The organism is Sorangium sp. So ce119 (genome assembly GCF_051524405.1).
In the GTDB taxonomy this organism is placed as follows: domain Bacteria; phylum Myxococcota_A; class Polyangia; order Polyangiales; family Polyangiaceae; genus Sorangium; species Sorangium cellulosum_G.
The window spans coordinates 8,847,092-8,862,147 of sequence record NZ_CP150310.1; the positions used below are offsets into that span (position 1 = coordinate 8,847,092).

Annotated in this window: 10 protein-coding genes; 3 read left to right on the top strand and 7 right to left on the bottom strand. The window is 72.1% G+C overall.

Annotated elements, in window-relative coordinates:
* Positions 1-32 precede the first annotated feature (32 nt).
* The 4 genes from WME76_RS33425 to WME76_RS33440 are packed head-to-tail and all read right to left on the bottom strand — an operon-like array spanning position 33 to position 5,540.
* Positions 33-893, bottom strand: coding sequence for a cyanophycinase (locus WME76_RS33425; protein WP_437956282.1), 861 nt, complete (start codon positions 891-893; stop codon positions 33-35).
* Complete coding sequence (gene iadA, locus WME76_RS33430) at positions 868-2,022, bottom strand: beta-aspartyl-peptidase (protein WP_437956283.1); 1,155 nt, start codon at positions 2,020-2,022, stop codon at positions 868-870. The genes WME76_RS33425 and iadA overlap by 26 nt, the downstream gene beginning before the upstream one ends.
* Complete coding sequence (gene cphA, locus WME76_RS33435) at positions 2,022-4,706, bottom strand: cyanophycin synthetase (RefSeq protein ID WP_437956284.1); 2,685 nt, start codon at positions 4,704-4,706, stop codon at positions 2,022-2,024. Before cphA ends, iadA begins: the two co-directional genes overlap by 1 nt.
* 24 nt (positions 4,707-4,730) lie before the next feature.
* On the bottom strand, positions 4,731-5,540 hold the full coding sequence (locus tag WME76_RS33440; protein ID WP_437956285.1) for a cyanophycinase: 810 nt from the start codon (positions 5,538-5,540) through the stop codon (positions 4,731-4,733).
* A 637-nt stretch (positions 5,541-6,177) separates the two neighbouring features.
* On the opposite strand from WME76_RS33440, the gene WME76_RS33445 reads away from it, so the two are divergent.
* The 3 genes from WME76_RS33445 (at position 6,178) to WME76_RS33455 (ending at position 8,667) form a co-directional block, all read left to right on the top strand.
* Positions 6,178-6,852: a hypothetical protein gene (locus tag WME76_RS33445; RefSeq protein WP_437956286.1), complete on the top strand. Its 675-nt coding sequence runs from the start codon at positions 6,178-6,180 to the stop codon at positions 6,850-6,852.
* On the top strand, positions 6,849-7,544 hold the full coding sequence (locus WME76_RS33450; RefSeq protein WP_437956287.1) for a hypothetical protein: 696 nt from the start codon (positions 6,849-6,851) through the stop codon (positions 7,542-7,544). The genes WME76_RS33445 and WME76_RS33450 overlap by 4 nt, the downstream gene beginning before the upstream one ends.
* 346 nt (positions 7,545-7,890) lie before the next feature.
* Positions 7,891-8,667 (top strand): hypothetical protein, encoded by a 777-nt coding sequence (locus WME76_RS33455; RefSeq protein WP_437956288.1) that lies wholly within the window; start codon positions 7,891-7,893, stop codon positions 8,665-8,667.
* Between the two features lie 84 nt (positions 8,668-8,751).
* Here the strand turns inward: WME76_RS33455 and WME76_RS33460 are convergent, their stop codons facing one another.
* From WME76_RS33460 to WME76_RS33470, 3 genes are all read right to left on the bottom strand, one after another.
* Positions 8,752-9,624, bottom strand: a complete 873-nt coding sequence (locus tag WME76_RS33460) for a DNA-formamidopyrimidine glycosylase family protein (RefSeq protein ID WP_437956289.1) — start codon at positions 9,622-9,624, stop codon at positions 8,752-8,754.
* A 93-nt stretch (positions 9,625-9,717) separates the two neighbouring features.
* Positions 9,718-12,417 carry a hypothetical protein gene (locus WME76_RS33465; RefSeq protein ID WP_437956290.1) on the bottom strand — a complete coding sequence of 900 codons (2,700 nt, stop codon included), beginning with the start codon at positions 12,415-12,417 and terminating at the stop codon, positions 9,718-9,720.
* Positions 12,418-12,505: 88 nt separating this feature from the next.
* Complete coding sequence (locus tag WME76_RS33470; protein WP_437956291.1) at positions 12,506-13,954, bottom strand: pectinesterase family protein; 1,449 nt, start codon at positions 13,952-13,954, stop codon at positions 12,506-12,508.
* Between the last annotated feature and the right edge of the window lie 1,102 nt (positions 13,955-15,056).

Here is a 15,056-nt window from a genome sequence, read left to right on the forward strand (position 1 = left end):
GAGGAGCCGCAACCGGCCTCGCCTCAACGAGGCTACGCGCACCCCGGGCGCCCTGTCTCGAGGTCGAACGAGTCCCCGGCGCTCAGCACGTGGAGCCGCACGTCAAACAGGCTGAGCACGCGATCCCCCTCCTCTTCGCCGATGTTCGTGTGGCTGATGTTGCGTCCGTCTACGATGTAGACTGCGCCTGTCCCCAGCGCGCGCAGGCGGCGATCGGGCTCGATCACGGCGGCCGTATCCTCGTCGACGCCTACCCCGAGCCATCGGGGGTCATGGGCGACGGCGCCGAGCAAACGGCCGAGCCTGCCGCGCTGGGCGAAGTGCTGATCGACGAGGAGGTCACGCACCAGCCCGAGGCCGGGCGCCATGCGCACGGCGCCGCGCACCTTCGCGGACTCCTCGCCTGCCCCGCCCACGAGCATCGTCTCGCTCATCACCGAGGCGCCGGCCGAGGTGCCCGCGACGGTGCCGCCGCGCCGGTACACAGCGCAGATCGCGTCGGCGAGGCGGCTGCCGCCGAGCTTGCTCGTGATCTTGAGCTGATCGCCCCCGGTGAAGAACACGCACCCCGCGCCCTCGAGGATCTCCAGCCAGCGCGCCTCCCTGGCCTGATCGCGCTGCACGATGTCGAGGTGCCTGACGTCGCCCGCGCCGAGCGCCCGGAAGACCCGCTCGTACTCGACCCAGAGCTCCCCGGCGACCTCGCTCGCGAGCGTGGCCACCACGATCGGCCGCGCTCCGGCGCGGCGCACGACCTCGCGCAGGATCTCCCGCGCCCCCTCCTTGTCCTCGTGCCCCCCGATCAGCACCAGCGCGCCGCCCGGGCGGCCGCGCGGCGCGCCCGCCGGAGCATCCCTGTCCGGTCCGTCAGCGCGCCCTTTGCTTTCGACCATGCAACTCGACCTTTCGATTGCTCTGCTCGAGGAACCGCTCCGTGACGGCGAGGCGCCCTGCCTTGACCATCCGCCGCCCCCGCGCGATCACCTCGACGATCTCCAGCGAGCCCTGCTCGAGCACGACCACATCCGCGTCGTGGCCGGGCCGCAATGCCCCCTTGCGCGCGAGCTTCAGGGTGCGCGCCGTGTTCGACGTGACGAGCGGCAGCGCGCGCTCCAGCGGAAAGCCGTGCTCGCGCACCACCTCCCGGAGCTGCTCGAAGAGGGTGCGAGGGCTCGGTATCGAGGCGTCCGACGAGACCGTCAGGCGGTCGAGGTCGCCGCCCTCGTCGCAGAAGAAGCGCAGCCACTGGCCCAGGTCCTCCTCGACGGTGTCGATATCGACCGTCACCCCCTGCCGCGTGAGCGCGACGGCCTCGCGCATCAGGGCCTCGTTGCGCTCGACGTGCGTCGGATAGAGCCACCCCGGCGCGACGTCGTGCTCGGCGATGAGCCGGCGCACCGGCTCGAGCCGCCTCGGCCCGTCGCCCACGTGAAGGTGCGTGATCCCCGCCTTGCCGGTGAGGATGCCCCCCACGTACGCGTCGCTCGCGAGCCGCGCGAGCTCGGCGAGCGACGGCTCGGCGCTGCGGAGATCGGAGATCGCCACCTCGCCGGCCCCGATGACCTCCTCGACGAGCAGCATGTCGCGGCGCACCGTGCCCGTCAGCGTGACGGGCGGCACGTCGTAGCCGCCCGAGTAGAGGTACGCCGATATCCCCTCTTCCTTGAACGCCCTGGCCTTCGCCAGCAGACCCGCCATCGTCTTGGTCGTCGTGTCCACGCCGAGGCACCCCACCACCGTGGTGATGCCCGCCGTCACCACCTCGCCCAGGGCGATCTCGGGCGTCTGCGACGCGAAGCCGCGCTCGCCGCTGCCGCCGAGGAGGTGCTCGTGGGGGTCGAGCAGCCCGGGGATCACCACGCACCCGCGCGCGTCGATCACCTCGACGTCGACCCCGAGGGCGGCCAGGGCGCGGCCGTCGACCGGACCCACCTTCGCGATCCGGTCGCCGGCCACGAGCACCGGCGCGGCGCCGAGCGGCTCGGGCGCGAAGACCTCCCCGCCCTCGACGAGCACGAACATCAGACCGCCACGATCGCGTCCTGGCGGCGCCGCGCGCGGGCCCGGGGGCCGGACATCAGCTCGGGCACCTCGTTCACCGCGACAGCCCCCATCCGGGTGAGCATCTCGCCCATCCGGGGCGCCTCCTCGGTGAACAGCACGATGACCTCGCCCGGCTCCGCCGTGGCGAGCGCGTGCTCGACCGCCTCGCGCTCGCCCGGGACGACCTGGCAGAGCTGCCCGGGCCTCACCTCCTTCACGACCCGCTGCAGCAGGGCCGGGACCTCGCCAGGCGCGCGACCCCGCCGCTCGCCGTCGTCCTTGGCGATGATGCGGTGGAATCCGCCCTCCGCGATCTCGCAGGCGCACGCCTCGAGCAGCGCGTTCGAGCGGTCGCCGGGCAGGCTCACGATGCCCGTGATCCTCCGCCCCTCCCACTGCGCCGCGAGCGCGCACGTCGCGCGGAAGGCGCCGGGGTTGTGGCCATAGTCGACCAACACGTAGTTGTCGTCGAGCTGGTAGAGGTTCATTCGACCGCTGTTCCTGGTGCACGCCTCGAAGGTCCGGAGCGAGCGCTGGATGGTCTCGACCATCACCCCCTGCGCGCGGCAGGCGGCGATCGCCGCCATGGCGTTGGCGACCTGGAAGAGCGCCGCCCCCGCGAAGGTCGCCGGGATGTCGGCGGCCCGGATGATGCGCAGCTCGACGCCGCGCTGGAGCTCCACGATGGCGCCGTCCCTCAGCGTGTAGCCCGTCCCGCCGCGGGCGACGTGGTCCCGCAGCACCGCGTTCGACGGGTCGAGCGAGAAGAACACGATGTTCCGCGAGAGCTTCTTCATGCGGCGGTGCTCCGGGACGGCGGCGAGCAGCGGGTCCTCCGCGTTGAGCACCAGCGTCCCGCCCTCGCGCACCCGCTCGGCGACCACCATCTTGATCCAGAGCAGGTCGTCGACGCTCTCGATGCCGTCCTGGCCCAGGTGATCCGGCCCGATGTTGGTCATGATCGCGACGTCGGACCAGTCGTAGCCGAGCCCCCGCCGGACGATGCCGCCGCGCGCCGTCTCGAGCACCGCGATGTCCACCGTGGGGTCGAACAGGATCGTGCGCGCCGACCCCGGTCCGGTCGTGTCGCCGGACTCGACGCAGTGCCCGCCGACGTGGATGCCCTCGGTCGTTGTCATTCCCACGGTGGCGCCCGTCGCCCCGAGGATGTGGCCCACCATGCGCGTGGTGGTGGTCTTGCCGTTGGTGCCCGTGATCGAGATGATGGGGATGCGGGACGGCGTCCCCGGCGGATAGAGCATCTCGACGATGGCGCCGCCCACGTCCCGCGGCTTCCCCTCGCTCGGGTGCTCGTGCATGCGGATGCCCGGCGCGGCGTTCAGCTCGATGATCGCGCCGCGGCCGAGGGGCTGCGCGATGTCGTCGGCCACGAGGTCGATCCCGCAGATATCGAGATCGATGGCGCGCGCCGCGCGCTCGCACAGGCGGGTTGTGTCGGGGTGGATCTCGTCGGTGACGTCCCGCGCGATGCCCCCGGTCGAGAGGTTGACGCTCTCGCGCAGGAAGAACCGCTCGCCGGCCGCCGGCACCTCGTCGAGCGAGCGCCCCTGCTTGACGAGGCCGGCGCGGACCACGTCGTCGACGACGATCTTCGTGAGGACGCCGTTGTGCCCGCTGGCCCTCAGCGGGTTCTGGTTCTCCAGCGCGATGAGCTCGGCCACGGTCCGCTGACCGTCGCCGACCACGTGGGCCGGCAGCCGCTCGCTCGCCGCGACAACGCGCCCGTTCACGACCAGGACGCGGTAGTTGCGCCCGCTCACCATCTCCTCGACGAGGACGCGAGAGCGGTATTCGCGCGCGATGTCGAACGCCTCGCGCACCTGCGCCTCGGTGCAGAGGTTCAGCGACACGCCCTTTCCCTGGTTGCCGTCGAGGGGCTTGACCACGACGGGCGCGCGCAGCTCGCCGAGCGCCCGCGCCGCCTCGCCGGCCGTCCTCACCACGATCCCTCGGGGCGTCGGCACCCCGGCGCGCTCGAGCAGCTCCTTGGTGAGCTGCTTGTTGCCGGCGATCTCGACGGCCACGCAGCTCGTGTTGCACGAGGTGGTGGCCTGGACGAAGCGCCGGTGCTTTCCGTGGCCGAACACGAGCAGGCTCTCGTCGTTGAGGCGCGACCAGGGGATTCCCCGCTTCTCGGCGGCCTTGACCACGGCCCGCGTGCTCGGCCCGAGCGCCGTCTCCTCGGCGACCTGCGCGGCCTCGGCGACCTTCGCCGCCACGTCGTAGGGCTTCCCCTCGAGCACGGCGGTGACGAGCTCGAAGGCGGCCTCGAGCAGGAGGCGCATGGCGGCCTCGTTCTCGAACTCGACCACGACGTCGTAGAGGCCGGGCGCCCCGGCGTAGACCGTCTTGCCGTACGTGACGCCGATCCCCGCCGGCTCGCTGAGCTGGAGCGCGACGTGCTCGACGATGTGGCCCCAGTACGTGCCTTCCCGGAGCCGCTCGACGAACCCCCCCGGCTTGCCCCGCGAGCAGTGGTGCTCGGCGAGGCCCGGCAGGAGCCCGAGCAGGCGGTCGACGAAGCCAGGGACCTGCGCGCTGCTCGTCTCGTTGAGGTCCTCGAGGTCGAGGGTCATGCGGAGGACCGGCCAGCTGGCGAACACATTCGGGCCCTGAAGCGTACGGATGGTGATGATGCGCATGGGTCTAGCTCGGCTGTGTTGGAGTCAGTCAGCGGCGATGATGGGTTTTCTCTCGAGCAGATCGAAGCTCCGTCCGTGAGGGAGCGAGTGCAGGGTGACCCCGCAGAGCGTGATGCAGCCTCCCGATGGGGTGTCCACGGCGTCGTTGAAGGAGGTACCGCCGGCGTCGACGATGGTGACGGCGCCGCTCCCGATGACGGTGGCGTGGTGTCCCTGGACGACGATGGCGGTGTCCTCGTCGATGCCGACGCCGAGGTAATGGGGGAACAGCCCGACCACGGAGAGGAGCCGGCCGATGCGGCCGCGCTGGGCGAAATGTTGATCGATGATGACGCCGGGCAGGAGCTCGAGGCCCGGGCCGGTGCGCACGGCGCCCGCGCGGGGGGACTTGGTCTCGCCCTCGACGATCATGGTCGACGACATGACCGCCGCGCCGGCGCTCGTGCCGCCGACGATCATCCCCTCCTCGCACCGCCGGTGGAGCATTGTATCGACCCCTGTGCCGCCGAGCCGGTTCATGATCCGGAGCTGATCGCCCCCCGTGAAGAAGGTGCCAGTCGCCCGCTCGACCTGCCGCATGGCCGCCTCGTTGCGCGCGTCGTCGCGGGCAGCGATGGTGAGCACGGCGACCTCGGCGGCCCCGAGCTCGTGGAAGAGCCGCTGGTAGAGCTCGCCGACCACATCGGGCGTCTCGCTGGCCGAGGGGATGACCACGAGGCAGGCGTCCTGGCCGCCGGCGAGGCGCACGAACTCGCGAAGGATGGTGCGCTCCCCCTCCTTGTCCTCGGCGCCGCCGATGGCCACCAAGCGCGGAAAGTTCGTACCGGGGACCATGTCCAGGAACTCGTCCTCTCTGGCAACGCCCGGGCCAGGCAGAGCATCGCTCCGTTTCACGCAGGTTTCGACGAGATGGTCAGACCTGCACCATGGCAAAATGCCACAGGGTGTCCGATTGCCCCTCTTCGGCTCCGGATGAGGCTGGCGCCGTGCAGGGACAGGCCGGCTCCAGCGGTCGACGATGCGGCCCGCTGAGTCCGTCCGATCGGCCCGCGCTGGTTCGGCTCGGCCGATCGGGCGCGCTCCGTCGAGCGCTCGTCAGACGGCTGCTGTGGTGATGTGCTTCACAGGGAGCTGGCGAGGCGCGCGGCGGGCGCCCTGCGTGCCGGATGAAGAGAGAGAGATTGAACCACAGAGGCACAGAGGGCACAGAGGGGAGAAGAGAGGGAGAAGAGAGATTCACAGGGAGGCGGGGAGGGAAAAAAAATCTTCAAATACTCCCTGTCTCCCCGCCTCCCTGTTCAACTTTCCCGCTGAAAAGCGGTTGCGAATGAGGGGGTTCCTCATCCTCTCGCCTCTGTGCCCTCTGTGCCTCTGTGGTTCAATCCCTCTCCGGGTCCGCGTCGCAGCACGCTCGCGGCGCGGGGCCCCCTATGCAGGGCAGCCTCCGGCGGATAGTCTCGCGTGCACCGCCGTGAAGCCTCATCGACCTTCCTTCCGCGTCGCGCGCGCCGCGCTCGGCGCCCTCGCGCTCGCCGTGCTGTCCGGGTGCGGATCCTACGTCTCCGAGTACGTGCCGCCGCCGGACGGGCGGGCCCGCCCGGTGTACCGCGACGGGGCGGTCGCGATGGAGCTCGGCGGGGCGATCCCGGAGTGCCTCTCCGGCGAGCAAGGGTCGGGCGCAGCGCTGCCCCCGCGGGCCTCGCGCGCCGCCGCAGCCCCGCCCGTGCGCGTCACCGGCGGCTTCTGGGTGCCGATCTATGTTGGCCCGCGCATCGTCGTCGAACGGCACGGCGTGGCCCCGCCGCCGCCGCACCTCCACAGGCCCGGCCCGGACGTCGTGCGGACCCCCGCGTCGCCCTCGAAGGGCGGCACGTCCGGGCCCGGCAGCAAGGCGGCCTCTGGCGGCAGCGGCGGCGGCAGCGGCGATAGCACCGCTGGCAACGCGGCGGCCTCGATCCTGCTCGCCACGGTCGCGGTCCTCGCGCTCGCCGCGCTGCCGCCGATCGCGGTGGGGCTCTCGGTCGGGAGCCCCGAGCGAGACAAGGACTCGGCCCTCGCGCTCGACCAGGTCAACGCCTACAACGACCTCGCGCGCACCCCCGGCTCGCCATGCGCGCTCCCGGCGCCGGAAGGGCAGCTCCCGTGAGGCCGGCGAAGCGCCCCCCCACCGCCCTGATCGCGTGCGTCCTCGGCTCCACGCTCCTCGGCTGCTCCAGCGGGCACACGATGTACTCCCCGCGCGTCGTGGCGCGGGGCGAGCTCACGGCGACCTACGACGAGGGCTTCTCGCTGTGGGCCGGCGGCCGGAAGGTGGCGGAGAGCTACCATTACGACGGCCTGGAGCAGTTCGTGCGCTGCGTCCCCGAGGCGCGCGAGCACGCGCGCCTGGCGTCGGAGAGCGGCCGCTCCGCGACGACGCTCTCCACCTTCGGGGTGGTGCTCGGGCTCGGGAGCCTCGGAGGGTTCTCAGGGCTCTACTTCCACGACAAGAACGAGGCCGCCATGGGCGTGATCCTCGGCACGGGCGTCGCCGTCGCCGTGACCGCCGTCGTGCTGGGAGCGCTCTCCAGGCAAGGCAAGGAGAACGCCCACGGACACGCGTTCGACGCGATGAACCACTACAACGACGCGGTCGGGAGCCTCGGCGCCACGTGCGACGACCTCACCTACCCGCCGCCGGCCGCGCCCACGCCCGAGACCGCGCCGGAGCCCGCGCCGCAACCTGGCTCCGAGGCCGCGCCGGAGCCCGCTCCCGCGGCCACGCCAGGTGCCGAGTCCCCCGCGCCGGAGCAGCAGAACGACACGCCCCCGCCGTCGCCCCTGCCCCCGCCGCGGTAGACACCATCGCTCCGCCCGATCGCCGTGGCGCGGTAGACACCATCGCTCCGCCCGATCGCCGTGGCGCGGGCGCCACCTACCTTACACCTCCACGCGGCGCGCGACGCGGCACTCCCCTGCGCGATGATGCGCACACGCGATCACACGCCCCCGCGCGCGTGGGCCGCACTTGCAGCGTAACCAACACACGCGGCGCAACCATGTCGCAAGCGCGCTGGTAAGGACGCTTTACACTGGACTCGAGCGCGGCAGCTCCGATAACGTGTCCTATCTTGGGGCTTTCCTGCGACGGCTCGCGGACAGCGACGTTGTCGGGCTCGGAACACTTACCAGGCAGGAGGATACAATGAGGTCTCACTCTCTGTTCGCCCTCGTGGGGCTGATCGGCGCGCTCGTCCACCCGTCGCGTCCGGACGCCGGCGGCGACACGGCCAGAGGACACGCGTGCGCGGGGGATCACGGGAGCTGCAAGGGAACCACCCCCGAGGGCTACGACGGATTCCTCGTCTTCATGGCGACCGGCTCGGTCCCGCTGTCCGAGGGCTTCTTCCTGGATGGGATGATCTTCCAGGAGGAGATCGTGGGGCGCACGCCGGCCGAGATCGAGCAGAACCGCGCCGACGCGCTGGCCTACTTCGAGGCGCGCTTCGGCATCGCCGACGCCGACGCGCGCGCGGACGTCGCCTTCCTGGGCTTCTACGCCGATCCCCGCATCGACTATCGCGCTTACGTCATCTCGGGCCAGCGCGTGCCCCCGGAGGGCTACGTGGTCCATGACGGCGGCTGGATCGCCCTGGTCACCGATCCGGAAGGCCTGACCCTCGGCGGCGAGCTCGCGGGCGTCCACGTGCCCGCCGGCACGTTCTTCAGCTTCGGCGATTACAGCATCGAGGTGACCCGGCCCGGGCGAGGCCGAGATCCGGATCCGATCGTCATCCACTATCAGTGCAACGACCCGCTCATCCCCCTGGCCAACGGGGGTGAGGTCTTCACCTGCGATCTCCTGAGCGAGGAGCTCGGCGCCGGCAGGGCGCAGGGGATGACCTCGCCGGTGATGGAGGACGGCAATCTCAGGCCCAACGGGCGCACCGTCCTCACCTTCTCTGACGAAGGCGGCCTGTAGCCGCCGGAGTGAGCGGTGATGACGCGCAGCGCCCGTGGCGGCGCGCTCAGCCCGGGAGCGACCTGAAGAGTCGCCGGCGCAGCGTCACCCCGGCTCCCGCCGGGGGCGGCGGAGGTTCAACGACGCGCTCTTCCGATCCTCCGGCTGGCACGTCGGGCAGAAGATCGCGTCGTGGCCGTGGACGCTCGCGCGCCGGAGCTTGTCGCCGCAGCGCGGACACGGATGGCCCGGGCGCCCGCGGACCTTCAGGAAGTCGCGGAGCTTCTCGTCGAGCGCCGGCGACCGCTGCGCGATCGTCCGCGTCGCGTCGCCGAGGACACGGACGATCGCCGCGTGCAGGTGGTCGATCTCCTCGTCCGAGAGCCCCTTGACCGACGCCTTCGGGTGGATCTTCGCCTCGAACAGCACCTCGTCGGCGTACGCGTTCCCCATCGCGTCGAGCGCCGCCTTGTCCATCAGGAAATCCTTGGCGAGGTCGCGCCGGCCGCGCGCGGCGGCGCGGAACGCCTCGGGGGTGAACACCCGGGGATCGAGCACGTCGAGGCCCACGCGCCCGAGGCCAGGGATCTTGTCGAGATCGCCCCGCGCGAGCACGTAGACCTTGCCCATCTGCACCTCGTCCCGATACCTGAGCTCGCGCCCGTCCGAGAGGACGAGCGAGAAGGCGAGATCGGTCGGAATCCGCGTCTCGCCCGGCAGCGTGATCGAGAACCGCCCCGCCAGCATCGGGCAGATCACGAGATCGAGCGCGCGCGGCCCGCCGAGCTCGAAGATCACCGCGTGCGCCCGCCGCGCGACGCGCTGGATCTGCGCGCCCGGCAAGAGCGCGTCGGCGCGCTCCGGCAGGAGGACGCGCAGCACCACCGGGCTGTCGGCCCGGACCCCGACCACGGCCGCGCCCGCGAGCTCGCGCGCGAGGATCGGCACGACGTACTCCAGGTCTGGGCGCTCCGGCACCACCCCAGAATACCCATCCCGCCGCGGAGGTCGACGTGCGGTTCTCCCGCCAGGCGGAAAAAGGAGCGCGCCGGACGGGCCGCTCGGCAAGGATCACGCGCTGATCGGCGGCGCCTGCTCGGCGCGCGCGGCGTCGCCGCCGTCGCTCTCCCTCGCCCGCCGCTCGCCCGGGGCCGCGAGATCCGGGCTCCGCGCGAGCGCGTACACGGCGCGGATGCGCGCGGTCGCGTGCCTCGATCCGGGCTCCGGGTTCAGGAGGACGGTGCCGTCGTCGCGCTCCAGCGCCACCGGGACCGCGCCCCTCGGCTCGAGCGCCGCGCGGAGATCGTCGAAGCCGATGGCGCCGCGCGCCTGCTCCGCCGCGCCGGGCGGCCGCGCCTCGATCCGCACGAGATCCTGCCCGCCCTCGCCGAGGAGCTCTTCGTAAAGGGTCGTTACTCCCGGCACGAAGGCGCTGTGGACCATGAAATAGTTCTTGATGCGCTCGGTGCTGACGAGGCTGAGCCGCAGCCGGTCCGGGCCGGCGAAGCCGCACCGGCCGGCGTCGAGGAGGCTGCGGACGTGCTCGCCCTTGGCCACGGAGGAGAACTCCGCGAGCACGTGCAGCCGCCCGCCGTGCGCGAGCTCCCGGCTCTCCAGCGCCCGCGCGAAGCGGATGAGCCGCATCGCCGTGCGCGCGTCGCGATCGAGCCCCTCGGGCTCGCTCAGGAACACGGCCGCCGACGGGGGCGCCCCGCGCGCGGCGCAGCGCACCGCGAGCGAGGCGAGGTCGTGCCCGCGCTGCGTGTACACGGTCGCGCGGCCGCCGCGCGGGAGCGAGAGCGACGCGCCCTCCGCGCCCGGCGGGGGGCCGTCGGGCGCGAGCGTCATGCCGAGCGAGGCGAGCCGGTCGGCGAGCGGCATCCGCTCGTCGCCGCGCTCGCCGAGGACCAGCGTCACGTCGACCCCGGGGACGAACCGCGCGAGCGCGTGGAGCAGCGAGGGCAGCGCGGGGCTGTAGCCGACGATCAGCACCCGCTCGAGGTGGCTGCGGCGCCGCGAGAGCGTCGCCGCCCACGCCTCGGTCCACGCGCGCGCCGCCTCGGCGCCGTCCGCCGCGCGCGCGGCGTCGACGCCGACGGCCGCCGCCGCGACGCCCCGGCCCATGAGCAGCTCGCGCCCGTAACGCCGGAGCGGCGCGTACGTGGCCGACACCCCGATGAGGCCCCGGAGCCGCCGCGCCGGGACCCGGCCCGCCCGCGCGCCGAGCGCCCACGCCGGCGACCCCTCGGGCGGATCGAGGAGCGGGTTGAGCCACTGCACGAGCCCCTCCACCGGCACGAGCTCGCCCTCCCTGCGCTCCGGCACCTCGTCGCCGAGGAAGACGCCCGCGAGGATCACGCTCCTCTCGTGGGCCGCGCGCGCCATGCGCGAGAACGAGATCTCGCCGCCCGGGCCCTCGCCGAGCGCGGCGACGGCGCGCGCCTCGTCCGCGCCGAGGAAGACGTGCGTGTAGAACTCCGAGCCGTCGGCGGTCATGAGGTCGGCGTAGAGCGACTCGACGCCGGGCGTGATCAGGTGCTGGCACAGGAAGAGGCCGAGGAACCGCTGCATGTCCAGCGGGTACGTCCCCGGCCCGCCCACCGCCTGGATGAGGTCGCGGTTCCTTGTCTCCTGCACCTCGACGAACACGTGGCCGCGCCGGTTCTGCGTGCGGAACGACGAGAGCGCCATCGCCGTCAAGGCGTCGGCGTCGGGCCCCGCGTCGTGGCGCGCGAGGATCAGCGCCCGCTTCGCGCCGGCGGCGCCCACGAGATCGAGCGCCTCGGGCTGCGCGCTGTCCCCCTTGCGGTAGACGACCCAGCGCATGCTCGGGGCGTAGAGGTACGCGGGCGGGTCGTCCTCGGCGCCGAGGAGGGCCATCCGCGGGAGGGCGTGCCGGGTCGGCGCGGGCCCGCGGCGGAGCAGCCAGAGCCAGAGCTCCGAGAGCCGGATGCTGCGGAGCGACCGGTGGCGCTCGTAGAGGCGGACGAACTCCTGCACCAGCATCTCGGCCTCGTGCACCGGGCCGATCACGAGGGCGTGGCCCGCGTAGCCGACCGGACGCCGCCGGGCCGCGCGCACGACCTGATCGACGACGTTGGCGCCGATGCCGATGATGAACGAGGTCACGAAGACCCCGACCATCGTGAGGCCGAGCGAGATGACGGCGACGATGGGGTGGACGTGGAGGTTGGCGACGAGGTTGTCGGCGCTCTCGAGCTGGCGGAAGGACCACCAGATCCGGTCGAGGAAGCCGGTGTCGGGGACGGGGCCCCGGCCGTCGTAGTCGTGCGGGATCGCGAGGTGGCTGAGCAGCACGGAGGCGCCGAACGCGAGCCCCCAGACGGCCAGCGTGACGAGCCCGAACTGCTCGAGCAGCTCGCGCCGCGTCATGATCGCGTAGAGGTCGATCGCGATCTCGCGCGTGAAGCGCAGGAGCAGGAAGAGCCGCGAGAGCCGCAGCAGGGGGAGCGCGTGGGCGGCGTGCGCGTCGAGGATCCGCTCGAGCGGCAGGAAGCTGAGCCAGGCGATGACGTCGAAGGCGAAGAGGAGGACGTCGAGGCGCGAGCGATCGCGCCCGCGCTCGCGGAGGAGGGCGGCCCGGAGGAGGAGCTCGACGCCGAAGATGCCCAGGAAGTACGGGCGGAGCTCGTCCTCGAGGCCCTGGATGGGGAGGACCGAGACGAGGATGAGGAGCGAGAGCGCGAGCTTGACGGGGCGGGTCTCCAGCCCGCCGGCGAGGCGGAGGAGCAGGGACGGGCGCGGCGTCATGGGGGGCGAGGATAGGCGACGGAGCGCGCCGCCGTCTGCGGGCAGGCAGCAAGGCGCGGGCGACGTGGGTGGCGACCGGCGCGCCCGCTCAGGGCCGCGCGCTGCCCGGCCCGGTGTTCGCGTGCTCGTGGAGGCGGTTCGCGGGGTACGTGCCCGCCGTGGAGCTGTAGGGGCGGCTGACGGTCGAGGCGTGCCACGGGTCCAGCGCGCGAATGTGGGGGCCCAGCGTGGAGTTCCGGATGAGCGCGTGACCGTTCGGGTAGGCGCCGCTCGCGACGCTGGTGGCGTACGTCGCCAAGTCGTTCTGGCCCTCGTCCCAGGCCCGGCCGAGGTAGACGAGCCCGTCCGGCGTCCCGGCCTCGGCGGTGAGATCGCTGTTGATGATGAGGATGCCGTGATCGTTGCGCGCGTCGGTGCTGGGAGCGACGATGTACCCGCCCGTGGCGCCCTGCCGCGCGGTCAGGTACCGGATCGTGCAGCCGTCGAGCACGAAGGTGCCGCGGCCAAAGATGAAGTCCACGTCGCCCTCCACGTGGCACCCCTTGAAGTACGCGCGCGACACCGTCCCTGCGTTCGGCGTTTTCACATAGAGCGTGTCCTGATTGCCGAGCAAGCGCACGTTCTCGAAGATCAGCCGGTCGGCCTGCGTCATCAGCGCGACGGCCTGCTTGCCGCCGGACACGGCGCGCTCGTCGGTGTCGTTCGCGATCGTGAGGTTCTTGGCCTGGAAATCGTCGGCGTACGCGGCGAACGTCGCGCTGCCGCTGGTCCCGTACGTGGTCCCGCTCAGGTTCGGGTTGCAGGGATTGGCGGGCTTGCCTGTCTCCTTGGTCTTGCCGTTGTGGTTGTCGTACGCGATGACCGTCCGGCTGGCGTCGGCGCTCTTGCTGTAGAGCGTGATCGGCGGGGCCGACGACGGCACGCAGACCACCTCGCGGTAAGCGCCCGACGCGACCTCGATATAGACCCGGCGCGCCCCGCCGGCGGCCACCGCGGCGTCGATCGCGGACTGCACCGTCCTGTGGGTGCCGCCGCTCGCCGCGACCGTGTACGTGGGCGTGAATCCGCCGACGTCGCCTGCCCCGGCGGTGGGATCCCACGAGTCCGTCACGAGACCGGACGCGAGCTCGCCCGCCTTCTCGAGGTGCTTCAGGACGGTGTGGTGGGCCGCCTGCGCGCCCGTGAGCTGCGGGCGCGCCTCGGTCCCCGTGGACCCGTCCAGCCCGGAGCCGCCCGTACCCGAGCCGCCGGCGCCGGAGCCGCCGGTGCCGGAGCCGCCAGTGCCGGAGCCGCCCGATCCCGAGTTCTCGCCCGTGGAGCTGCTCGCGGTGCCAGCGCCCTCGCCTGAAGGCGAACCGCCGGAGCCGGAGGTTCCCCCGGTCGTCGAGCCGCTGGAGGCGTCCGGTGCGGTGGATCCACCGCTCGAGGAAGACGCGCCTGCCGGGCCCCCGTCGCCCGAGTCGCCGCCGCACCCGGAGAGGGCGAGGGCGAGGAGGGCGAGAGGGAGCGAGAGGATCCGACGTGACTTGCTGTTCATGTTCACCGTTTCGACCTCGCCTTCAAGACGCGCGCCACGCGGCGCGACGCCACACCGAACCGCCCGCATGTCAGGCAGCATCGAGGGCGGGTGACCTACGGGTCGCCGAGGCGGGGCGCCTCGCGCCGTGTCGCGCAACATGCTCGTTCTCCCACACCCGATGTGGCTGTCACTCCTGTGCGCCGGCCGTCCGCGCACGGAAGGGTGTTGCTGTGCGGGCCTGCCCTGTCAACTCCCGGTTAACACGGTGTACAGCCCTGCGTGACAGCGCCGGACGCGCCTGGGGTCCGAGAGGGCATGGGCCGTTGTTCTCCGAGGAAATATCCAGCAGTAACGCACATTTACTGCGCTCCAGGGCGAGCCCGCATGTGGCCCGCGTGTTGCTGATAGGGTCTCTGCGAACAGCGCAGCGCAGAGCACCTCGGCCGTGCGCGCAGGGCTGACGACAGCGCTGCGCGCTCCGGGTCGAGGCGTTCGCGAGGCGACTTTACGGTACGACAACTTACTTGAACAAGGACTGGAATCATGAAGCTTCATTCGACCTTTGCTCGTCATGTGCTGCTGGCGATCGGCGCCGTGGGGTTCATCGCGACCGGCTGCCTCTCGGAAGAGGAAGCCATCCTGGAGATGGATGGCGTCAGCGAGGCGGTGAGCGCCACGCGGCTCGAGGCCGAGTCGCAGTCCTGGTCTCACTCGTCGGGGGACGGGTACGACGCGAGCTCGAGCACCGTGCGGCTCAAGGCCAACGCGAGCGGCGACCACTTCAAGTTCTCGAAATCGGTCGCGGCGGGTGAGTACCGCGTCGTCGTGCGTTATGCCCAGCGGAACGCCTACGGGAACTACCAGCTCCAGCTGAACGGCGCCTCCGTGGGGAACCTCGACGGCTATTCGTCATCCACCGGCGACAGCTGGAGGACGGTGACGCTCGGCACGAGGAGCCTCTCGGGCAGCGTCGAGTTCAAGCTGCTCTGCAGCGGCAAGAGCGCCTCAGCGACGGACCACGACATCAAGGTCGACTACATCGAGCTCGTGCCGACGGGGAGCAGCTCGAGCAGCGGCGGCGGCGCGACGTCGAGCTCCTCCTCCAGCGGCTCGGGCGGGA

Bases quoted from the DNA above. Each gene is read 5' to 3' on its own strand.
- WME76_RS33470 (WP_437956291.1), bottom strand. From the start codon at position 13,954: ATGAACAGCAAGTCACGTCGGATCCTCTCGCTCCCTCTCGCCCTCCTC.
- iadA (WP_437956283.1), bottom strand. From the start codon at position 2,022: ATGTTCGTGCTCGTCGAGGGCGGGGAGGTCTTCGCGCCCGAGCCGCTC.
- WME76_RS33455 (WP_437956288.1), top strand. From the start codon at position 7,891: ATGAGGTCTCACTCTCTGTTCGCCCTCGTGGGGCTGATCGGCGCGCTC.
- WME76_RS33440 (WP_437956285.1), bottom strand. From the start codon at position 5,540: ATGGTCCCCGGTACGAACTTTCCGCGCTTGGTGGCCATCGGCGGCGCC.
- WME76_RS33425 (WP_437956282.1), bottom strand. From the start codon at position 893: ATGGTCGAAAGCAAAGGGCGCGCTGACGGACCGGACAGGGATGCTCCG.
- cphA (WP_437956284.1), bottom strand. From the start codon at position 4,706: ATGCGCATCATCACCATCCGTACGCTTCAGGGCCCGAATGTGTTCGCC.
- WME76_RS33465 (WP_437956290.1), bottom strand. From the start codon at position 12,417: ATGACGCCGCGCCCGTCCCTGCTCCTCCGCCTCGCCGGCGGGCTGGAG.